Source organism: Burkholderia sp. AU39826 (assembly GCF_020419965.1).
GTDB lineage: Bacteria > Pseudomonadota > Gammaproteobacteria > Burkholderiales > Burkholderiaceae > Burkholderia > Burkholderia semiarida.
This window is the reverse complement of sequence record NZ_JAIZQG010000012.1, coordinates 165536-186187: the sequence shown is the minus strand read 5'-3', so window position 1 is coordinate 186187 and position 20652 is coordinate 165536. Positions and strand designations below refer to the sequence as shown.

Annotated in this window: 17 protein-coding genes; 10 read left to right on the top strand and 7 right to left on the bottom strand. The window is 68.5% G+C overall.

Translation table 11 applies throughout. From position 1 onward, the window contains the following. Window positions 1–22: 22 nt before the first annotated feature. From LGM42_RS20950 to LGM42_RS20930, 5 genes are all read left to right on the top strand, one after another. Window positions 23–490 carry a DUF4019 domain-containing protein gene (locus LGM42_RS20950; RefSeq protein WP_226233085.1) on the top strand — a complete coding sequence of 156 codons (468 nt, stop codon included), beginning with the start codon at window positions 23–25 and terminating at the stop codon, window positions 488–490. A gap of 162 nt (window positions 491–652) precedes the next feature. Continuing rightward, window positions 653–1150: a hypothetical protein gene (locus LGM42_RS20945; RefSeq protein WP_155644603.1), complete on the top strand. Its 498-nt coding sequence runs from the start codon at window positions 653–655 to the stop codon at window positions 1148–1150. A 542-nt stretch (window positions 1151–1692) separates the two neighbouring features. After that, the gene (locus LGM42_RS20940) at window positions 1693–3057 is read left to right on the top strand and encodes a flagellar hook-length control protein FliK (RefSeq protein WP_226233090.1); all 1365 of its coding nucleotides are present in this window, start codon (window positions 1693–1695) and stop codon (window positions 3055–3057) included. Between the two features lie 174 nt (window positions 3058–3231). Then, window positions 3232–3387: a hypothetical protein gene (locus LGM42_RS20935; protein ID WP_167351646.1), complete on the top strand. Its 156-nt coding sequence runs from the start codon at window positions 3232–3234 to the stop codon at window positions 3385–3387. A 191-nt stretch (window positions 3388–3578) separates the two neighbouring features. Then, window positions 3579–4058 (top strand): GNAT family N-acetyltransferase, encoded by a 480-nt coding sequence (locus LGM42_RS20930; RefSeq protein WP_226233084.1) that lies wholly within the window; start codon window positions 3579–3581, stop codon window positions 4056–4058. A gap of 135 nt (window positions 4059–4193) precedes the next feature. On the opposite strand, the gene LGM42_RS20925 is transcribed toward LGM42_RS20930, so the two are convergent. Next, window positions 4194–6995, bottom strand: coding sequence for a heavy metal translocating P-type ATPase (locus LGM42_RS20925; RefSeq protein ID WP_226233083.1), 2802 nt, complete (start codon window positions 6993–6995; stop codon window positions 4194–4196). Between the two features lie 469 nt (window positions 6996–7464). Between LGM42_RS20925 and LGM42_RS20920 the strand changes: the two genes are divergently transcribed. Together LGM42_RS20920 and LGM42_RS20915 are read left to right on the top strand one after the other, a co-directional pair. After that, window positions 7465–8901 carry a DUF1254 domain-containing protein gene (locus LGM42_RS20920; RefSeq protein WP_059581835.1) on the top strand — a complete coding sequence of 479 codons (1437 nt, stop codon included), beginning with the start codon at window positions 7465–7467 and terminating at the stop codon, window positions 8899–8901. A 151-nt stretch (window positions 8902–9052) separates the two neighbouring features. Then, on the top strand, window positions 9053–12889 hold the full coding sequence (locus LGM42_RS20915) for a DUF748 domain-containing protein (RefSeq protein ID WP_226233082.1): 3837 nt from the start codon (window positions 9053–9055) through the stop codon (window positions 12887–12889). A gap of 61 nt (window positions 12890–12950) precedes the next feature. On the opposite strand, the gene LGM42_RS20910 is transcribed toward LGM42_RS20915, so the two are convergent. Next, complete coding sequence (locus LGM42_RS20910) at window positions 12951–13172, bottom strand: hypothetical protein (RefSeq protein WP_011548933.1); 222 nt, start codon at window positions 13170–13172, stop codon at window positions 12951–12953. A 314-nt stretch (window positions 13173–13486) separates the two neighbouring features. Between LGM42_RS20910 and LGM42_RS20905 the strand changes: the two genes are divergently transcribed. After that, a complete protein-coding gene (locus tag LGM42_RS20905; RefSeq protein WP_099318039.1) occupies window positions 13487–13681 on the top strand; it encodes a YqaE/Pmp3 family membrane protein in 195 nt (64 codons plus the stop codon). A 128-nt stretch (window positions 13682–13809) separates the two neighbouring features. Here LGM42_RS20905 and LGM42_RS20900 read toward each other — a convergent pair whose 3' ends face one another. Genes LGM42_RS20900 through LGM42_RS20890 form a run of 3 tightly spaced genes read right to left on the bottom strand, consistent with a single transcriptional unit; the run spans window position 13810 to window position 16419 of the window. Beyond that, on the bottom strand, window positions 13810–13989 hold the full coding sequence (locus tag LGM42_RS20900) for a hypothetical protein (RefSeq protein WP_050012191.1): 180 nt from the start codon (window positions 13987–13989) through the stop codon (window positions 13810–13812). Beyond that, a complete protein-coding gene (gene cydB, locus LGM42_RS20895) occupies window positions 13961–14968 on the bottom strand; it encodes a cytochrome d ubiquinol oxidase subunit II (protein ID WP_060317393.1) in 1008 nt (335 codons plus the stop codon). The genes LGM42_RS20900 and cydB overlap by 29 nt, the downstream gene beginning before the upstream one ends. Before the next feature lie 29 nt (window positions 14969–14997). Next, window positions 14998–16419, bottom strand: coding sequence for a cytochrome ubiquinol oxidase subunit I (locus tag LGM42_RS20890; RefSeq protein WP_059581846.1), 1422 nt, complete (start codon window positions 16417–16419; stop codon window positions 14998–15000). A gap of 387 nt (window positions 16420–16806) precedes the next feature. Between LGM42_RS20890 and ltaE the strand changes: the two genes are divergently transcribed. Beyond that, a complete protein-coding gene (gene ltaE, locus LGM42_RS20885) occupies window positions 16807–17820 on the top strand; it encodes a low-specificity L-threonine aldolase (RefSeq protein ID WP_226233081.1) in 1014 nt (337 codons plus the stop codon). A 104-nt stretch (window positions 17821–17924) separates the two neighbouring features. Here ltaE and LGM42_RS20880 read toward each other — a convergent pair whose 3' ends face one another. Further along, the gene (locus tag LGM42_RS20880) at window positions 17925–18137 is read right to left on the bottom strand and encodes a DUF1059 domain-containing protein (protein ID WP_059581851.1); all 213 of its coding nucleotides are present in this window, start codon (window positions 18135–18137) and stop codon (window positions 17925–17927) included. Between the two features lie 160 nt (window positions 18138–18297). Further along, entirely contained in the window at window positions 18298–19203 is a 906-nt protein-coding gene (locus LGM42_RS20875; protein ID WP_060317384.1) for an HTH-type transcriptional regulator ArgP, read from the bottom strand. 288 nt (window positions 19204–19491) lie between these two features. Between LGM42_RS20875 and LGM42_RS20870 the strand changes: the two genes are divergently transcribed. After that, entirely contained in the window at window positions 19492–20562 is a 1071-nt protein-coding gene (locus LGM42_RS20870) for a rhodanese-like domain-containing protein (RefSeq protein ID WP_060011231.1), read from the top strand. Window positions 20563–20652: the final 90 nt, after the last annotated feature.

Below are 20652 nucleotides of genomic sequence, written 5' to 3'. Positions count from 1 at the left end.
CCGACCTTTCCGGACCCCGACAATGAACGCACGCCTGACCCTCACCCGCGCAAAATGGCTGATTGGCTGCGCCGCCGCATCGATCGCGATCGGCGCACACGCGCAATCTTCCGGTGAATCGGCCGACACGCTGCTTCGCGATTCCGATGCGGTATTCAAGCAACTCGATTCCGGCCTGTACGGCGCGGTATGGACCGACGCCGCACCGTTCCTCAAGGCGCGCATCAAGCAGGACCAGTTCACGGCGCAGATGCAGCAAGCACGCCAGTCGGTCGGCGCGGTCAGCCATCGCGGCTGGGCGCAGGTCACGCGCATCCGCTACGAGCACGCAAGCGGGATGCCCGACGGGCTCTACGCGAACGTCGATTACGCGACGACGCTGGCGAGCGGCGCCACCATGTTCGAGAAGCTGAGCTTCCGCCTCGAACCCGACGGCCGCTGGCACTTGACTGGCTACGTACCGCGAAGAGAGCAGAATTTTATCCAGTAGATCGTTGATCTTCGGGGACGGATAGATCGCTTCCCATCTGTCCCGGCGATCGAACTCGCGAAGCATCACCCGCCACGTCGACCAGAAGCCGGGAACAACCTGGGTCGCTTGCTGCATGACGCCGGCCGCCTGAGCGAGGCCGTCGCGTGTCTGAGACGTGCGTTGACGCCCGATCCTGGCCGTGTGCCGACGATATTCAACCTGAACCCTGCTCCTGCTCGCGATGGGGCAGTACGAGGAGGGCTGCGGCTTTACGAGGCGCGCTACCGACTCTCGTCGCATTGGGCGCTGATGCATCGAATCAAGTTACGCCAGACCTGCCAGCGCCGCGGCGCGGGCGAGACGCTCGACGGGAAGTCGCTCATCGTCTGGCCGGGACAGGGGCTCGGCGATGTCGTGCAGTTCGCGCGGTATCTGCCGATGCTGAAGCGGCGCGGGCTGGCGACGCTGACGGTTAGTGTGCCCAGCTGCGCTGACGCGCCTGTTGCATCGGTCGACAGGGTCGATCGTTGCGTAACGCCCGGCGATGTGACTACATTGCCGGCGCACGATTATGCGTGTCGAATCATGAGCTTGCCGATGCTGTGCGAGACGGCGGTCGACACGATCCCCGCGACGTTTCCGTATTTACACGTTCCGGCGCCGCTGGTCGAGCGGTAGCGCAGCAACGCGCCGGCCGCAGGCTTCAAGGTTGGGCTAGTGTGGGCTGGCGATCCGCGAGCCGGTCAAGCAAGTGCGCACGCGACGGACCGTCGGCGCTCGCGGTCGGCGACCACGAGTGATCGTCGATACAACGGTAATGGAAAATACGTCGATATTTGCGACTAACCGAATGCTTTTTTGCCTGCCAGCTGGGATTGCCGATCGGCAGGTTCGTCGCTTCAGCGATGGAGATTTCAGGGTACGTGCCGAGGCCTGCGTCGCTTGCCAGTCACACGGCGAGGCCCACTTGCAGCCCGATTTCGTTGGAGTGAGCAGAGTCCAGTCACCTTGCCGTCGAAGACGGGTTTGCCGCTTGGTTTGAGCGCTTTGGCTTGTTTGTCGGTTAGCATCGGTTTTTGGCCCATCGCGTAGCCCATCGGGGATGACTGGACAGGCTGGATGGAGTCAGAGCAAATTGGATGGGTTGAAGACGCAAGTTATTGATTTGTTGAAGAACAATAGGATTTCACTGGATGTCCCTGGACGATAATCTGGCAGACGTGACCGAATCCGTTTCCACGCCTCGCTCCCGTTCCCGTTCCGCCCGTTCGTCGGCCCGTTCCCGCCCGCGCTCGGCCGCTGCCGCAGGCAGCACGTCCGCCGGGGCGACGGCGCGATCCGGCAGCGCAGCGGCCGGCGACGCGCCGCGCGACGAACGGACGCTCGACCTGTTCGGCGATCCGGTGCCCGAGCCCGGCGAGCGCATGCCGGTTGCGGCGCGCGATGAAGCGATCGTGGAAGCCGATGAGTCGGCCAGCGCCGACGACGGGCGACAGGCCACGCTGGATGGATTCAACCCGCCGGCGGATGCGGCTGCCGCGGGGCTCGGGGAAGCGGATAGTGCGGCGGCGCCCGATGTGGCGATCGCGGTTGTTTCGACGCCTGAAGGCGGTTTGGCCGCGAACGTCAACGGTACATCTGCAGAGGATCGTGCAACGGAGGCAGTGGATTTGCCTGCCGGCGATCGCGTCGTCACGCAGGTCGATGTGCCGGTGATCGATGGCGCCGCGAAGGCGGAGACGACACTGCAAGCCGCCGATGGCGAGGCGGCGCAGGCGGCGGACTCGCAGGCGACAGACGGCGAAGTCGCGAAGCCTGCGGTCGAGGCGGCAGTCGTCAAATCCCGCGAAGGGAAATCTTCCGGTGATGCCGCGAAGGAACGCCGTGCGTCGTCGGGCGGCAAGCGCCGAGCGGCTACCGGGGCCAACGAAGCGGCGGCAACGCAAACCGTAGCGGTTGCAACGAGCGTCGGCTCGAAGCCGGAAGCGCTTGAATCGAACCTGCCGCCGCTCGCCGCCGCGCCGGTCGAGCCGCAGACACCGGCACAACCGGCACGACCGCCCGAACCGGCCATCGCCGCGCATGCTCCGAAGCCCCGCGACACAGCCGCGCAGCCGGACGCTTCGTCGCCGCCGGTCACGCAGCCGGTGGCCTCCGCCGCATCGTTCGTGACCAAGCCATCGTCGGAGCGTGCACAACCGGCCGCGCCGGCCTTCGACCCGGACACGCACCTGCGCCCGCTGACCGACCGGCTCGCCGCGCTGCAATCCGACGTGGATGGCCTGACGGGCGCGGCCGACCGCGAGATGCGCCGCGTCAACCGGCTGCTGCTCGCGCTGGCCGTCGTCGTGCTGGCCGCGCTCGTCGCGCTGGTGCTGCAAACGCGGCAGATCGCGCACCTGAAGCAGGACGCGGCCACCAAGCAGCAGCGGATCGATCGCCTCGCGGCGGATCTGTCGACGCAGCAGGCCACGCTGATGACGCTCGAGGAGCATCACGAAGCGCTCCTGTCGCAAGTCGACCGGCTTCAGCGCAACGCAAACCGCGAGGCGGCCGTGGCGAAACGGATTCGCCGCACGCGTTAATCCTTCCGACCCTATCCTGTAACCCCGACGGAGCAAGGGTCGCCATTCCGCGACGGCAATCGGCTGTCGTCCACGTGCGGCAAACCGATGCACTCGCTGGCAGAGTCCAGGGAAAACCCTTAGAATGGAGCTCATCTAAGGGAAAACCCTAGCCACATCTGTCAGGAGTCTCACATGAGCTTCATCCTCGCCCTGCTGCAAAAGATCGACGACCTGTTCGTGTCCCCGCACCTGCCGCTCGACGCCGACTACTCGTACGCCGCGCGTCACGCGGAAGCCGAGCGCGTGCGCCGTGCGCACCTCGTGCCGATCGTCGTGTACCGTCGCTGATTCGCTGATTCGCTGATTCGCTGATTCGCTGATTCGCTGATTCGCTGATTCGCTGATTCGCTGATTCGCTGATTCGCTGATTCGCTGATTCGGCGCTGCGTCCCTGCCTGCCCGTTTCCACCGCCGCGTCGCGCGCCGGTGCGACTGTCCCGCTACACTGGAAGTCCGATTCCGTTCACGGCGACCGGGCCATGCTGCAGATGCGGCCGATGACGGCCGGCGAATTCCACGCGTACCGCACGCGAGCCATCGACGGCTACGCGCGCGATCTCGTTTCTTCCGGGCAAAATGCTGTCGAAGACGCGGCCGACCGTGCGCGCGCCTGTTTGGACACGCTGCTGCCGGACGGCCTGTTGACCGCCGGCCAGACCCTCGTCACGCTCATCGACGCCGCCACCGGCGACACGGTGGGCGACCTCTGGTACGCGATCGTGCCCGAAGGGCCGAACCGCACGCTGTTCATCTACGACCTCGACATCGTTCCGTCCCGGCGCCGCGAGGGCTGGGCCACGCGCGCGCTCGACACGCTCGACGCCGAGGCGCGCCGGTACGGCGTCACCGAGATCGGGCTGTCGGTGTTCAATCACAACGCGGCGGCGCGTGCGCTGTATCGCGCGTGTGGGTTCGTGCCGATCACCACGACGTTGATCAAGCCGGTCGTGTCGGGCTGAATCCGTCGGCCCGGGTGCGTCCTCACATGCTGCCGGTTCGGCGCGCCGCATAGCCGGCCAACACCGGCCCGCTTCCTTATCCTTCCTGTTGGCCGACCGCCCCGTTCGGCCATCCGGCAATCACCGCCTGCCGCCTCAACGCGCGCGGCCTTTCCATCTCCGCAACAGCAACGCGTTGGTTACGACGCTGACGCTGGAAAACGCCATCGCCGCACCCGCGATCACCGGGTTCAGCAACCCGAGCGCGGCGAGCGGCACGCCGACCAGGTTGTAGACGAACGCCCAGAACAGGTTCTGCTGGATCTTGCGATACGTGCGTTTGGAGATGTCGATTGCGTCGGCGACGAGCGCCGGGTCGCCGCGCATCAGCGTGATGCCGGCCGTGTGCATCGCGACGTCGGTGCCGGTCGCCATCGCGATGCCGACATCGGCCGCGGCGAGCGCGGGCGCGTCGTTGATCCCGTCGCCGACCATCGCGACGATCCCGCCGTGCGTGCGCTTCAGTTCCGCGACGACGCGCGCCTTGTCGTCGGGCAGCACCTGCGCGTGCACTTCGCCGATGCCGAGCGCCGCCGCGACGGCCGCCGCGCTGCCGCGGTTGTCGCCCGTCACGAGGGCGCTCGCGACGCCGCGCGCCGCCAGCGCTGCAATCGCGTCCCGGGCGCCCGGCTTCACGGTGTCGCCGAAGGCGATCAGCGCGAGCACCGCGCGCGGCGCATCGGCACGCATCAGCCACGAGATCGTGTTGCCGGCGCGTTCGAGTTCCGCCGCGCGCGCGTCGAGCGCCGGCGGCACCGCGATGCCGAGTTCGTCGCGCCAGCGCGTGCTGCCGAGCGCGAGCCGCTGCCCGCCGACGTGCGCTTCCACGCCGCGCCCGGCCACTGCGCGCGCGTCGGTCGCGACGACCGACGCAGCCGCACCGCCATGTGTGGCCACCTCCGCCTCATGCGCGGAAACCACGGCTCGCGCGAGCGGATGGTCGCTCTGCCGCTGCACGGCCGCGGCGAGCGCGAGCGCTTCGTCGCGCGGCACGTCGACGGCGTCGAACGCCGTCACGGACGGTTTGCCTTCGGTCAGCGTGCCGGTCTTGTCGAACGCGATCACGGTCGTGCGCTGCGCGAGCTCGAGCGCCTGCGCGTCCTTGATCAGCACGCCGTGCCGGGCCGCGACGCCCGTGCCGGCCATGATGGCGGCGGGCGTCGCGAGACCGAGCGCGCACGGACACGCGATCACGAGCACCGCGACCGCGTTGAGGATCGCGGTTTCCATCCCGGCGCCCGCGAGCAGCCAGCCGATGAGCGTCAGCACCGCGATGCCGAGGATCGCAGGCACGAAGACCTCGCTGACGCGATCGACGAGCCGCTGGATCGGCGCCTTCTCGGCCTGCGCGGATTCGACGAGGCGGATGATGCGCGCGAGCGTCGTTTCAGCACCGATCGCGGTGGTTTCGACGACGAGCGCGCCTTCGCCGTTGATCGAGCCGGCCGTGACGGCATCGCCGTCGTCCTTCGGCACGGGCAGGCTTTCGCCGGTGATCAGCGATTCGTCGATGTGCGAGCGGCCCGACACGATCCGCCCGTCGACGGGCACGCGCTCGCCGGGCCGGATGCCGACGTGCGTGCCGACGCGCACCTGCGACAGCGGCACGTCGCGTTCGACGCCATCCTCGACGACGCGCGCGCGGTCGGGGCGCAGCGCGTTCAGCGCGCGGATCGCCTCGGTGGTCTGGCGCTTCGCGCGCGATTCGAGCCACTTGCCGAAGCGCACGAGCGTGACGATGACGGCCGACGCCTCGAAATACAGATGGCCGGGATGCGCGGGATCGCGCAGCAGCATCCACAGGCTCAGCCCGTACGCGGCGGACGTGCCGAGCGCGACCAGCAGGTCCATGTTGCCGGTGCGCGCCTTCACCGCATGCCAGGCCGCGCGGTAGAAGCGCGCGCCGAATCCGAACTGCACGATCGATGCGAGCACGAGCTGGAGCCAGCCGGGCAGCATCAGGTCGATGCCGAACGGCGCGGCGAGCATCGGCGCGACGAGCGGCGCGCTCAGCACGGCGGCCGCGATCACGAGGTTGCGTTCGCGGATCGCTTCGCGGCGCTTGCGTGCGTCGGGGTCCTGCGCGGGGCCGGCCGGTTGTGCATCGGCGCCGATCGTTGCGCCGGCGGGCGAGGTGGCGGGAAGCGATGCACGGTAGCCGGCCGTGGTGACTGCGGCGATCAACGTGGCGGCATCGAGTGCGCCGGCGCCGTGCACCGACGCGCGCTCGGTCGCGAGATTGACCGTCGCGCGCGCGACGCCCGGCACGGCGGCGAGCGCTTTTTCGACGCGGCCGGCGCAGGACGCGCAGGTCATGCCGCCGATGTCGAGTTCGACGTCGGCGGAAGCGGAGGTGACGACGGGCGTGGCGACGGCAGCCGGCGTCGCGCCGTAGCCGGCCTGTTTCACCGCTTCGACAAGCTGGGCGGTGGATACGTCGGCCGACGCGTCGACCGTCGCGCGTTCGGTCGCGAGGTTGACCGATGCGCGCGTGACGCCCGGCACCTTCGCGAGCGCCTTTTCGACGCGTGACACGCATGACGCGCAGGTCATGCCGTCGATGTCGAGTTCGATCGTCGCGGCGGCAACCGGCGCAGGCGGTGGCGCCGCGTGTGGCGCGTTCTCCGACGAAGGCGTGGCCGCGACCGTTTCGGTTACCGCTTCGCGCACGGTTGCGCGGTAGCCGGCCTCGCCGATCGCGTCGACGAGCCGGCCGGGCTCGACCGCTTCCTGCGCGGTAACCGTTGCCGCATGCGCGTCGAGATCGACCGCCGCATCGACGACGCCCGGCACGGCGGCCAGCGCGCGCTGCACGCGGCCCGTGCAACCGCCGCAATGCATGCCGTCGACGCTCAGCTCGATCGTTTGCAGCGCCGCGGAGGCGAGTGGTTCAGTCATGTCGGATTCCCCAAAAGCGCGGTTCGTGCCGCGGATGGTTCCAGTATCAACATTCCCATGATGGTAAGGTCAAGTACCGGCGACGATGCGGCGCAAGTCGATGCACACAGGGTGTCACAACACGGAAAAAGCGATCGCCCGGCTTCCAGACGGAAAGCCGGTGCGCGCTGAGGACCAAGCTTGGCGCTCGCGAGGCGTTTACGGGCAACTGGCTGAGGGTGCCGGCGCTATTCCGGATTTTTGCTGAATCCGGCGAACTATTTCAGATTTTTTGACGGTTCAACTAGCGTTTCACCCGTTATTCGGCATATTGGGGGATGCCCTTAGGCGCTATGATACCGGCCTGACATCAGCGCCCACCGTGACGAAACGTTGCGAGACGGTCATCCGGGCACGCTGGGGTGCCTTGTTCGCGTTCGCGAGACGAACAAGGCGTTGACTGAAAAGAACGATATTCGGCCAGTAATCGATGATTGAAAACCAGCGAGAATCAGTTTCCCTGCGACGCGCGTGCGCGTCGCTGGCGATGGCGGCATTGCTTGCAGGATGCGCGTCGCAACCGGACGCGATCCAGCGGAAAACCGGCTGGATGCGCGCGGAAGTCGCCGACTCCTATATCTATGCGTATCCGCTCGTGCTGATGGACGTCGCGAAGGAAGCGGCGACGGGCGGCGACGGTGCGCAACCGGGGCAGGCGCCGCTCAACACGCTGCGCCACGCGCAGGCGCTGCCGCCGGTCGGTGCGGTCAACCCGCCGCTGCCGGGCGTCGACACGCTCGACTCCACCGGCTGGCTCGACGTCGCCGCCGAACCCGTGATCGTCACGCTGCCCGACACGCGCGGCCGCTACTGGGACGCACGCGCGCTCGACATGTGGACCAACGTGCTGTGGTCGTCGTCGAGCGTCGCGGCGCGCGGCCCCCGTGGCGCCGGGCGATCGCAAACGATTGCCTTCGCCGCGAAGGACTGGCAGGGCACGCTGCCGAAGGGCGTGCTGCGCGTCGACGTGCCGTCCGCCAATGCGTGGCTCGAAGTGCGGCTGCAGACGAGCGGCGGGCGCGACCTGACCAACGTGAAGAAGCTGCAGCGCGCGATCCGCGTGGTGCCGCTGTCCGTCTACACCGGCGCCGAGCGCGGCGCGTCGGTGGCGGTCCATGCGGGCAGCGCGCCGTCCGAAGCGGTGGGCGGCGGCACGCCGGCCGAGCAGGTGGCCGCGCTCGATCCGAAGGCGTTCTTCACGCGCTTCGCGCGGGCGCTGCAGGACAATCCGCCGCCGGCCGACGACGCGCACGCGCAGGAATCGCTCGCCGACATCGGCGTGACGGCCGGCTACCCGGTGCTGTGGACGGGCGACCGTCTCACGGCCGCGACGGCCGGCGTCGCCGAGGCGCGCGCGCGGCTCGCGACGCCGCCGTCGAACCTGCTGAACGCGAACGGCTGGACCTGGATCGGCGACACGGCCGGCAAGTACGGCCAGGACTACGCGCTGCGCGCGTACGCGGCCTACACGCAATTCGGCACCGCGACGCGCGACGACGAAACGCTCGCGATCACCCGCGTCGACAGCGACGGCCATGCGCTGAACGGCGCGAACCGCTACGTGCTGCATTTCGCGCCGGGCGCGCTGCCGCCGGTGCGCGCGTTCTGGACGCTCACGCCGTACACGACCAACGGCGCGCTGCCCGACGTCGGGTCGGCGCGCCGCTCGCTCGGCGATCGCGACCGGCTGCGCCGCAACCGTGACGGTTCGATCGACGTCGTCGTGTCGGCGTCGCCGGGCGGTACGCATGCGGCGAACTGGCTGCCGGCGCCGCGTACCGATTTCGCGCTCGCGTTGCGCCTGTACGCGCCGAAGCCGCAAGCGAGCGACGGGTCGTGGATGCCGCCCGCCATCGTCCGGAAATGACCGGTTGACCGCCGCCGTTGTCCGGCCGCCGGGCGCGGCGGCGGCGCCCGACCGCCGTACCGCCACCTCCTGAGCCTATACTTTCGGGATAGCGTGCGCGGCCGCCCGGTTTTCCGGCGCGGCCCGGCATCCATTCCCGAGGCATTCAAGCATGGCAAGCGCAGACAAAGAAACCTTACCCTCGACCCTCCATGCCCTCGGCGGCGTTGCACGCTCGCGCCGGGCCCGGCGTATCGGCATCGGCGTGCTGATCTTCCTCGTTTTATTCGGACTGCTCGGCTTCTTCGCGGCGCCGCCGCTGATCCGCCATGTCGCCGAACAGCAGTTGAGCAAGCAGCTCGACCGGCCGGCCACGATCCAGCGCATCGCACTGAACCCGTACACGCTGAACCTCGAAGCCGAAGGCATCCACCTCGGCGAGCGCGGCGGCCAGGGCGACTTCATCGACATCGGCAAGCTCGTCGTGAGGCCGTCGTGGTCGTCGCTGTTCCGCGGCGCGCCGATCGTCAACGAAATCCGGCTCGATTCGCCGCGCTTTCACGTCGTCCGCTACGACGCGCAGCGCTTCAACTTCACCGACCTGATCGAGAAGTTCTCGTCGCCGTCGCCGACGCCCGACAGCAAGCCGACGCAGTTCTCGGTGTCGAACATCCAGGTCAACGACGGCCGGATCGATTTCGACGATCGCCTGCTGAACGAAAAGCACGTCGTCGACCACTGGACGCTCGGCATCCCGTACATCGCGACGCTTGCCTCGAAGACGGACATCTTCGTCGAGCCGAAGCTGCGTGCGCGCTTCGACGGCAGCCCGATCTCGATCGACGGCAAGACCAAGCCGTTCGCGCAGTCGCGCGAATCGGAGATCGCGCTGAAGTTCGACCGGCTCGACGTGCCGAAGCTGATCTCGTACGTGCCGGCGAAGCTGCCGGTGGCCGTGACGAGCGGCCTGCTGAGCAGCAACCTCACGGTCAATTTCGTGATGAGCGGCGAGACGCCCGCGCTGCGCGTGTCGGGCACCGTCGACCTGAACGACGCGAAGGTGACCGACCGCGCGTCGGCGCCGCTGTTCGCCGCGCGCGGCGTGCACGTCGCGGCGGCCGGCCTCGAGCCGCTGCGCAACGCGATGCACTTCGACGAGATCCGGCTCGATCAGCCGGTGGTCGACCTGTCGCGCGACAAGCAGGGCGTGCTGAACGTCGAGAAGCTCGTCGTGCAGCCGGCCGCCGCGCCGAAGGCCGAAACCGGCAAGCCGGCCGCGTCGGCCGCCGCCGTTTCCGGTGCGTCCGGTGCGTCCGCCGCGTCCGGTGCGGCCGTCGCCGCCGCCAGCGGCGCGAAGGCCGAAGGCGGCGCCGCCGCGAAGGCAGCGCCGCCGCTCGACCTGACGATTCGCCATGTCGCGATCGACGGCGGCACGATCAACGTCGACGACCGCGTGCCGGCGACGCCGACCGCGATCTCGCTGACGAAGCTCGCCGCGACGCTCGACGGCTTCTCGCTGCAGGGCAAGACGCCCGCGAAATACACGCTGTCGACGTCGCTGTCGCGCGGCGGCGACGTGAAGGCCGAAGGCGCGTTCAACCTCGCGGCGAAGCAGGCCGACACGAAGCTGACGGTGGCCGCGCTCGCGCTGCCCGCGCTGCAGCCGTACCTCGGCGAGGCGACGCGTGCGCGCGTGCTCGACGGCACGCTCGGCGCGACCGTCAACGCGAAGACCGACTGGGGCAAGACGCCGCTCGCCGCGGAAGTCGCCGACAGCCCGGTCAGCCTGAAATCGCTGAAGATCGCCGCGCCGGACAACAAGGCGCCGGCCATCGTCCTGCCCGACGCAACCGCGAAGATCGCGAAGGTCGACGTCGCCGCGCGCACCGCGGAGATCGCCAGCGTCGACGCGAGCGGGCTCGCGCTCGACGTGAAGCGCCTGAAGGACGGCAAGATCGACCTCGCGGCGCTGGCCGAACCCGCGCAGGCGGCGGTGCCGCCGCGCACGGTCGCGCGCAAGGCGCAGGCCGCCGCGCCGTCGTGGCACTACCGGATCGATGCGCTGAACGTGAAGGACGCTGCGGCGAACTTCACCGACCTGTCGACGCCGCGCCCGGTGAAGCTCGCGATCAAGCCGCTCGACCTGTCGGTGCAGAAGATCAGCGACGACCTGACGAAGCCGTTGCCCGTGCAACTGAAGGCGACGCTGAACCGCAAGGGCGCGCTGAACGTAACGGGCGACGTGACCGCGCAGCCGCTGAAGCTGGGCCTGAAGATCAACGGCAACCGCCTCGACGCGGCCGCGTTCGAGCCGTATTTCGGCAGCGCGCTGAACGCGACGATTGCCAGCGCGCTGCTCAACGCGCAGGGCAACCTGACGTTCGCGCAGGTGAAGGACACGCCGCGCGCCACCTATCGCGGCGACGTCGCGCTGGTCGACGTGCGGATGCTCGACAAGGCGACCTCCGACCCGTTCGCCGGCTGGCGCTCGCTCGCGCTGTCGAACCTGAAGGCGAACTACGACGAGAAGGGCACCGACGTCGACGCCGCGCGCGTGACGTTCTCGAACTTCTACGGCCGCGTGCTGCTGGACGCGCAGGGGCGGCTGAACCTGAAGGACGTGGTGGCGAAGGAGACGGGCCCCGCGCAGTCGCTCACGCGCGACGCGAGCAAGGGCGAACCGGTGCCGCTGTCGCCGGGGGTGACGCCGCCGGCCGCCGCGCAGGCCGCATCGGCCGCGGCCGCGCAGCAGGCGTCCGTGCCGGCCGCCGCGTCGGCGACGGTGGTCGTGAAGGCCGCGCCGCAGCCGCGGAACCCGGTGCGGATGCATTTCGGCGAACTGCTGCTGCAGAACGGCCGCGTCACGTATACGGACAACTTCATCAAGCCGAACTACACGGCGAACCTCGTCGCGATCAAGGGCACGGTCGGCGCGTTCGGCACGGATTCGACGACGTCCGCGCCGGTCGACGTCGCCGCGAACCTCGCGGGCAACGGGCCCATCTCGATCAAGGGCTCGGTGAACCCGCTGATCGAGAAGCCGGCGCTCGACCTCACGGCGACCGCGCACGACATCGAGCTGACCAATCTGACGCCGTATTCGGCGAAGTACGCGGGCTATCCGATCACGAAGGGCAAGCTCAACGTCGATCTGCACTACCAGCTCGCGAACGATCAGCTGTCGGCGAACAACCACATCTTCATCGACCAGTTGACGTTCGGCGACCACATCGAGAACGACACGGCGACGAAGCTGCCGGTGAAGCTCGCGATCTCGCTCTTGAAGAACACGCGCGGCCAGATCGACGTGAACCTGCCGGTGTCGGGTTCGCTGTCGAATCCGGAATTCAGCGTCGGCGGGCTGATCTGGCGCGCGGTGCTGAACCTGATCGCGAAGGCCGTCACGTCGCCGTTCACGCTGCTCGCGAATGCGTTCGGCGGGGGCGGCGGCGAGGATCTCGGCTACGTCGAGTTCGCGCCGGGTTCGTACGTGCTGACCGACGCGCAGGAGAAGAAGCTGGACACGGTCGTGAAGATGCTGACCGAGAAGCCGTCGATCCGCCTCGACCTGATCGGCCGCGTCGATCCGGCGCAGGACACGCCGGGGCTGCGCGACGCGTACGTCGAGCGGCTGGTGCGTCAGCAGAAGCTGAAGGACGTGATCGGCCAGGGCGAAAGCATCGACCCGATGTCGGTGAAGGTCGACAAGGCCGAATACTCGAAATACCTGACGCGCGCGTACAAGGCCGCTGACTTCAAGAAGCCGCGCAACCTCGTCGGCCTGCAGAAGACGCTGCCCGATGCGGACATGAAGCAGGCGCTCGCCGATCACGCGCCCGCCGACGACAACGCGCTGCGTGCGCTCGCGCAGCAGCGCGCGCAGGCCGTGCGCCAGTATCTCGACGGCAAGATCGATTCGAGCCGCATGTTCGTCGTCGCGCCGAAGCTCGACGCGAAGGGCATCTCGGACAAGGGCGCGACGACCCGCGTCGACTTCGGGCTGCAGTAAGCGTTATCGCCAACCGTCATCCGCCGCCGTGCCCGCACCCGTCGGGCGCGGCGGCTTTTTTTCAGCGCCCGGCGATCGCCGGTTCGCGCTTGTCCAGCTCCTTCCTCGCGGCCAGCGGCAGACGTGCGTCGTCCCACTGCGTCAGCCATTCGACTTCCTTCGCGGTGAACACCTGTCCGTAGTTGCGCAGCGCGTACTGCAGCGCGTCGACGACGTGATGGCGAATGATTTCGGGGGTACGTGCATCGTCCAGCACGAACCGGAGGGCTTCCAGGGTCGACATACTCGTGCTCCGGGTCAGGGAAAACCCTTTATTACACGCCAATAGTCGCGGGCCAAGCCGAAAAAAAATCCGTCCGCGCGGGGCCGGCGCATGCGAGGGCCGTGGATTGCGACGCCTTCATGGGCGGCGACGGGCATCGCGCTCGTCGCGGTGTCGCGCAGGGGCTGGCCGGTTCGGCGTGGGCGAGGGCATCGGCCCGGCGCTTCGCCCGGTGCTTCGCCCGGCGCGCGTCGTGCCCGGGCTTGAAACGGTGCGCGCAACCGGCCATATTGGCCGGGTATCGCCCGTTCAACGACGTACCGAGAGGATCGTTCATGCGCCTTCTGCTTGCCCTGCTGCTCCCGTGGTTCCAGTTCTTCACGATCGGTCGCCCGATCGCGGGGATCATCTGTCTCATCCTTCAAATCACGATCATCGGCTGGCTGCCGGCCGCGATCTGGTCCGTGTATGCGCTGAGCCAGTACAAGACCGATCGCAAGATCGAGGCGGCGTTGCGCGGGCGGCCGTAGGAGGGGGAGGGAAGCGGCGTCGCGTCACCGGCTGGCTGGCGGGATCCGTGGTTGCGAGCCTGCCGGAATCGGCCGTCAACGACAAAACGGCCGCCCCGACCATCGTTCGACCGGGCGGCCGCTCCGGCCTACTTCACCGCAAACAGCGTCAGGTTCATGAAGATCTTGAACGCATAGCCGAGCGTGACGGCGCCGATCACGCCGCCCGCCCACAGAACGACGAACCACATCCAGCCGCGCATCCGCGGCCGCGGCGCGCCGGGCTGGCCGGCGGTGGAATCAGTGGTGGTAGTAATGCTGGTCTTCATGGCGCACCTTGCCTCGGAATACCCAGTAACCCATCGTCGTGTAGGCGATGATGATCGGGAGGATAACCGCTGCGCCGACCAGCGTGAAGGTCTGGCTCGAACGCGGCGCCGCCGCTTCCCAGATCGTCATCGTCTGCGGAATCGCGTATGGGAACAGCGTGACGAGCAGGCCGACGTAGCCGAGCAGCACCAGCGCCAGCGCGAGCACGAACGGCGTCATGTCGTGCCGGCCGCGCACCGCGCGGCGCATCCACACCGCGCACGCGGCCACCAGGAACGGCACCGGCAGCAGACGCCAGAACAGCCCCGAATCGAACCAGCGCTGCGCGATGGCCGGATCCTGCAGCGGCGTCCACAGGCTGACGACCGCGATGAAGCCGAGCAGCACGACGGTCAGCGGCCACACGACGCGATGCAGGCGGCGCTGCAGGTCGCCTTCGGTCTTCGCGACGAGCCAGCAGCAGCCGAGCAGCGCGTACGTGACGATCAGGCCGAGGCCCGTCAGCAGGCTGAACGGCGTGAGCCAGTCGAACGCGCCGCCGGCGTACACGCCGTCCTTCACGTCGATGCCCTGCAGGAACGCGCCGAGCGCGATGCCCTGGAACAGCGTCGCGCCGGCCGAGCCGCCGATGAACGCGAGATCCCACAGCTGCTTCGTGCGTCGCGCCTTCGCGCGGATCTCGAACGACACGCCGCGGAAGATCAGGCACACCAGCATGAAGATCAGCGGCAGATACAGCGCCGACAGCACCGTCGAATAGACGATCGGAAACACCGCGAACAGCCCGGCGCCGCCGAGCACGAGCCACGTCTCGTTGCCGTCCCATACGGGGGCGACGGTGTTCATCATCAGGTCGCGTTCCTTCTCGTCCGGGAAGAACGGGAAGACGATGCCGATGCCGAGGTCGAAGCCGTCGAGCACGACGTACATGAAGAGCCCCAATGCGATGATCGCGGCCCAGATTACGGTGACGTCCATAGGTTTTCTCGTATGCGAATGGGGTGGGCTCAGACGGTCTCGATCAGCTCGTCGACGGCCGACATCGGGCGGCGCGCGGTGTGATCGGGGCGCGTATCGGGCAGGTCGTGTTTCGCGTCGTGCTTGACGTCGGGCAGCGCCGGGCCGGCCTTCATCAGCTTCAGCATGTAGTACACGCCGGTGCCGAACACGAGGAAGTAGACGATCACGAACGTCATCATCGACAGGCTCACCTGCTGCACCGACAGCGGCGACACGGCCTGCGCGGTGCGCATCACGCCATACACGACCCACGGCTGGCGGCCGGCTTCGGTCGTCACCCAGCCCGCGAGCAGCGACACGAAACCGGTCGGGCCCATCACGAGCGCGAAGCGCTGGAACCACTTCGATTCATACAGGCGGCCACGGCGGCGCAGCAGCCACGCGAGCGCGGCGAGGCCGATCATTGCGAAGCCGAGGCCGACCATGATCCGGAAGCTCCAGAACACGACCGTCGAATTCGGGCGGTCTTGCGGCGGGAAATCCTTCAGCCCGCGGATTTCGCCGTCCCAGCTGTGCGTGAGGATCAGGCTGCCCAGGTGCGGCACCTTCACCGCGTAGCGGGTCGTTTCGGCCTTCATGTCCGGAATGCCGAACAGGTTGAGCGCGGTGCCGCCCTTTTCGGTTTCCCACAGCCCCTCGATCGCGGCGATCTTCGCGGGCTGATGCTTCAGCGTGTTGATGCCGTGCTGGTCGCCGATCACGGCCTGCAGCGGCGCGAGCACCAGCAGCAGCCACAGCGCCATCGAGAACATCTTCTTCACGCCCTTGTCGCGGCGGCCCTTCAGCAGGTGCCACGCACCGGTCGCGGCCACCACCAGCGCGGCGACGATGAACGCGGCGATCGCCATGTGGAACAGGCGGTACGGGAACGACGGGTTGAAGATGATCGCGAACCAGTCGGTCGGCACGACGCGGCCGTCGACGATCTCGAAGCCCTGCGGCGTCTGCATCCAGCTGTTCGACGCGAGGATCCAGAACGTCGAGATCAGCGTGCCGATCGCGACCATCAGCGTCGCGCCGAAGTGCGCGCGCGGGCTCACGCGGTTCCAGCCGAACAGCATGATGCCGAGGAAGCCGGCCTCGAGGAAGAACGCGGTCATGACCTCGTACATCAGCAGCGGCCCGGTGACGGCGCCGGCGAAGCTCGAGAAGCCCGACCAGTTGGTGCCGAACTGATAGCTCATCACGACGCCGGACACGACGCCCATCCCGAACGCGACCGCGAAGATCTTCGACCAGAACAGGCAGAGGGTTTTGTAGTACTGCTTGCCGGTCTTGAGCCAGCGGTATTCGAGCACGGCGATGAAGCTGGCGAGGCCGATGCTCAGTGCCGGGAAGACGATGTGAAAGGAGACGGTGAACGCGAATTGCAGGCGGGCCAGATCGAGGGCCGAAAGTGCGGTGTCCATACCAGTTGACCGAGGCTTGACGATACCCGCCGGCGGGTGCCGACGGACCCCGGCGGACTGGCGTCGGGGTTGGCTGGAGTATGGGCCGCGATGTTGCACCGCGAAATGCGCCAACTCGTCGCAGATGTCCAGCCCGTCGCACGCCATTTCCGGATAAATCGTTGATTCGTATCAAGAAGGCCGTTCGCGACGCATGCGGCCGCGGCGTGGCGGTCTGCCGCACGTGCGGCAATATGGCGCGTCGCGTCATCGGAACGACGTCGCGCGTCCGGAATCGGCGCGCGCGGCGGCGGCCGGCAGGCGCCGCGCGAATTGCGTACACTCTCAGCTTCGTTTCGGCAGGGCCGGGCGCATCGGTTCCGGCTCGCGTTTACCCAGGGCACAGCGATGATCGATTTACGCAGCGATACCGTGACACGTCCGAGCCAGGCGATGCTGGCCGCAATGACCGCCGCCGAAACCGGCGACGACGTCTGGGGCGACGACCCGACCGTCCTGCGCCTGCAGGCGGTGACGGCCGAGCGGGCCGGCAAGGAAGCCGGCCTGTTCTTCCCGAGCGGCACGCAGAGCAACCTGGCCGCGCTGATGTCGCATTGCGAGCGCGGCGACGAATACATCGTCGGCCAGCTCGCGCACACCTACAAGTACGAAGGCGGCGGCGCGGCCGTGCTCGGGAGCATCCAGCCGCAACCGATCGAGAACGCGCCGGACGGCACGCTGCCGCTCGCGAAGATCGCCGCGGCGATCAAGCCGCTCGACAATCACTTTGCCCGCACGCGCCTGCTCGCGCTCGAAAACACGATCGGCGGCCAGGTGTTGCGGGAAGGCTATGTGCAGGAAGCCGTCGCGTTCGCGCGCGGCCGGGGCTTGTCGACGCACCTCGACGGCGCGCGCGTGTGCAACGCGGCCGTCGCGTCGGGGCGCCCGATCGCCGAGCTGTGCGCGCCGTTCGACACCGTGTCGATCTGCTTCTCGAAAGGGCTCGGTGCGCCGGTCGGCTCGGTGCTGGTCGGCAGCCATGCGCTGATCGAGCGCGCTCAGCGCTGGCGCAAGGTGCTGGGCGGCGGGATGCGGCAGTCGGGCATTCTCGCGGCGGCGTGCCTGTATGCGCTCGATCACAACGTCGAGCGGCTCGCGGACGATCACGCGAATGCCGCGCATCTCGCGGCCGGCCTCGCGCGCATCGATTCGGTGAAGGTGCTGTCGCATGCGACGAACATGGTGTTCGCGCAATTCCCCGAAGCCGATTGCGCGCCGCTCGAGGCGTGGCTCAAGGAACGCGGCATCCTCACGCAGATGCTGTACGCGTCCCGCTTCGTCACGCACTGCGACGTGTCGCGCGGGGACATCGACACGTTCCTCGACGCGGTCGGTGCGTATTTCGCGCAGCGTCGCGCGTGAGGCGGAATGCGCCGGCCGGCGACGGGCCGGCGCGACGTGGCATGACGCAAAATCCCGAGGGACGACGCGGCATGTAGGCGGTCGATCGTTGCCGCGCGGGCGGATTACGCTTGCGACGGCGTGTCGACGGGCGGCGTGCCGTCGTGGAACAGCGATTTCAGTTGCGTGCGCAGTTCGGCGCTGTCGGTGTGCTGATGTACCGAGACCGCATGTTGCACGGCGGCCTCGAGCAGTTCGTTGTCGGAGTCGGCGGAAATGGCGACCGAGCAATGCATCGCGCTGGGAAACTCGCGGCAATCGATATAGCGGCGGGACATGATGTTCTCCTCACATGAAAGGGAACGGCCGGACCTGGATGATCGGCCGCGCGGCGCGTTCGCGAGGCCGATGGAAAAAGTATAGGCGGCGCGGCCGACTTTTCTCGTCGCAGTGCGCACCGCGCCGGCCGTGTCGATCGCCCGCGCGCCGGCCGGCGCGTCACGGCAACGGCGCGAGCAGCCGGCGCGCCGCTTCGACCACCCGCTCGGACAGCGACGCCATCGTCGGCGACTGCACGGTCCACGCGTGCCAGTACAGCGTGACGTCGGTCGGATGCGCGGGCGCGAGATCGACGAGCCCTTGCGCATCGAGCGGCGCGGCGCCGATCAGCGGCTCCGGCACCATCGCGTAGCCGAGCCCGTGCCGTACCGCCGCGAAGTGCGAATGGGTGCCCGGCACGTAGTGGCATGGATACGCGCCTTCGGGCAACCCGAACTTCTCCTTCAGAAACGACGATTGCAGCGTGTCGCGCCGCGAATACGCGACGACGGGCGCGTGGCGCGCACTCGTGCGGTTCAGCCCGCGTGGAAACCAGCGCACCGCGAACGCGGCGGCTGCGAGCAGCCGGTAGCGCATCGTGCCGAGCGGCGTCGCGAGGCAGCCGCGCATCGGCTTCGGCTCGGTCGTCACGCAGCCGACCGCCATCCCGCTTTCGAGCAGCGCGAACGTGTGGTCCTGGTCCTCGACGATCAGCTCGAACAGGATCCGCTCGCCCGCGAGTACCGACGTCAGCGCGGGCAGGAACCACGTGCCGAGGCTGTCGGCGTTCAGCGCGATCGTCACGGAGATCGGCGATTCGCGCTCGGCCGCGAGCGTGCTCTGGAGGTCGGCCTGCAGCAGCGCGACGCGGCGCAGATGCTGCAGCACGCGCTGCCCGGCCACCGTCGGGCGGCACGGCCGCGTGCGCAGCACGAGCGGCGTGCCGAGGCTCGCTTCCAGCGCGCGGACCCGCTGCGTGACGGCGGACGCCGTCACGTGCAGGCGCACGGCCGCCTGCTCGAAGCTGCCGGTGTCGGCGACGGCCAGCAGCGCGGCGGCCTGCTTCGGATCGATCGTCATCGACATGTCGGGAGCAATTCCTGTGATCGGGGACGAGAACAGGCCGTAGTGTAAGGCAGCGTGCGTTGCCGTCCCGGCGCGGCACGTCGTTCGGCGGTGCGCGATTCGTCGTCGGAATCGGTTGCCGCGCATGGGGCGCGGCGGCGCGGGCATTTTGATCTACGCTGTATGAATATGCGCGATGCCGCTCGCGCGGCGGCGATGTCGTCGTGCGGCGCAGGCCCCTGACGACGCCATGCAGTGTGCCGATCCGACTACACCTCACTGAAGAACACGCGACGGAGCAATAAAGCAATGATCTTCCGGCAACTTTTCGACCCGCAGTCGTCGACGTACACGTATCTGCTCGCCGACGGCGCATCGCGCGAGGCGCTGCTGATCGACCCCGTGTTCGAGCAGGTGCGCCGCGACGCGGCGCTCCTCGACGAACTCGGGCTGCGGCTCGTTGCGACCGTCGACACGCACGTGCACGCCGATCACGTGACGGGCGCGTGGCTGCTGAAGCAGCACACGGGCAGCGCGATCGCGATCTCGGCGGCGAGCGGCGCGCAAGGCGCCGACCGCTACCTGAACGACGGCGACCGTTGCGCGTTCGGCGCGCGCTACCTGACCGTGCGCGCGACGCCCGGCCACACGAACGGCTGCATCAGCCTCGTGCTCGACGACGAATCGATGGCGTTCACCGGCGATTGCCTGCTGATCCGCGGCACCGGCCGCACCGACTTCCAGCAGGGCGACCCGCGCGCGCTGTATCGCGCGGTGCACGGCCGGCTCTTCACGCTGCCGGCCGCGTGCCTGCTGTATCCGGCGCACGACTATCGCGGGCTCACGGTGACGAGCGTCGGCGAGGAGCGGCGCTTCAACCCGCGCCTCGGCGGCGATCTCAGCGAAGACGATTTCGCCGGCTACATGCGCAATCTCGGGCTCGCGCATCCGCGCCAGATCGACGTCGCGGTGCCGGCGAACCTGCGGTGCGGCGTGGCCGCGAACGCGCCCGATGCGCAGGCCGCCCCCGGCTGGGCGCCGCTCGTCTACACGTTCGCCGGCTTCTGGGAAATCGATCCGCAATGGCTCGAGGATCATCTGCCGGCCGTGCAGGTCGTCGACGTGCGCGAGCCGGACGAATTCACGGGCCCGCTCGGTCATCTGCCCGGCGCGACGCCGATTCCGCTCGGCGAACTGGCCGCGCGCGCCGGCGAAATCGCGCGGGACCGGCCGGTCGTGACCGTGTGCCGGGCCGGCGGGCGCTCCGCGCAGGCGACGGTGATCCTGAAGCAGGCCGGCTTCGATGCGGTCGCGAATCTCGGCGGTGGGATGCTGCGCTGGCGCGCCGAAGGGCGCGTCGTGATGGACGGCCGGTCGTAGCGGCCGAGGCCGGCTCCCTCGAAAAAATCCGGACCGGTGTCGAAACGGCCCGGCGCCGTTCGTCGTCCAGGTATCCGATCATGTGGCGCC

Excerpts from the sequence above, each read along its gene's own strand:
- LGM42_RS20900 (WP_050012191.1), bottom strand. The coding sequence starts at position 13,989 with ATGAAGACCAGCATTACTACCACCACTGATTCCACCGCCGGCCAGCCC.
- LGM42_RS20915 (WP_226233082.1), top strand. The coding sequence starts at position 9,053 with ATGGCAAGCGCAGACAAAGAAACCTTACCCTCGACCCTCCATGCCCTC.
- LGM42_RS20950 (WP_226233085.1), top strand. The coding sequence starts at position 23 with ATGAACGCACGCCTGACCCTCACCCGCGCAAAATGGCTGATTGGCTGC.
- LGM42_RS20870 (WP_060011231.1), top strand. The coding sequence starts at position 19,492 with ATGATCTTCCGGCAACTTTTCGACCCGCAGTCGTCGACGTACACGTAT.
- LGM42_RS20920 (WP_059581835.1), top strand. The coding sequence starts at position 7,465 with ATGATTGAAAACCAGCGAGAATCAGTTTCCCTGCGACGCGCGTGCGCG.
- ltaE (WP_226233081.1), top strand. The coding sequence starts at position 16,807 with ATGATCGATTTACGCAGCGATACCGTGACACGTCCGAGCCAGGCGATG.
- LGM42_RS20875 (WP_060317384.1), bottom strand. The coding sequence starts at position 19,203 with ATGTCGATGACGATCGATCCGAAGCAGGCCGCCGCGCTGCTGGCCGTC.
- LGM42_RS20925 (WP_226233083.1), bottom strand. The coding sequence starts at position 6,995 with ATGACTGAACCACTCGCCTCCGCGGCGCTGCAAACGATCGAGCTGAGC.
- LGM42_RS20910 (WP_011548933.1), bottom strand. The coding sequence starts at position 13,172 with ATGTCGACCCTGGAAGCCCTCCGGTTCGTGCTGGACGATGCACGTACC.
- LGM42_RS20930 (WP_226233084.1), top strand. The coding sequence starts at position 3,579 with ATGCTGCAGATGCGGCCGATGACGGCCGGCGAATTCCACGCGTACCGC.
- LGM42_RS20935 (WP_167351646.1), top strand. The coding sequence starts at position 3,232 with ATGAGCTTCATCCTCGCCCTGCTGCAAAAGATCGACGACCTGTTCGTG.
- cydB (WP_060317393.1), bottom strand. The coding sequence starts at position 14,968 with ATGGACGTCACCGTAATCTGGGCCGCGATCATCGCATTGGGGCTCTTC.
- LGM42_RS20880 (WP_059581851.1), bottom strand. The coding sequence starts at position 18,137 with ATGTCCCGCCGCTATATCGATTGCCGCGAGTTTCCCAGCGCGATGCAT.
- LGM42_RS20890 (WP_059581846.1), bottom strand. The coding sequence starts at position 16,419 with ATGGACACCGCACTTTCGGCCCTCGATCTGGCCCGCCTGCAATTCGCG.
- LGM42_RS20905 (WP_099318039.1), top strand. The coding sequence starts at position 13,487 with ATGCGCCTTCTGCTTGCCCTGCTGCTCCCGTGGTTCCAGTTCTTCACG.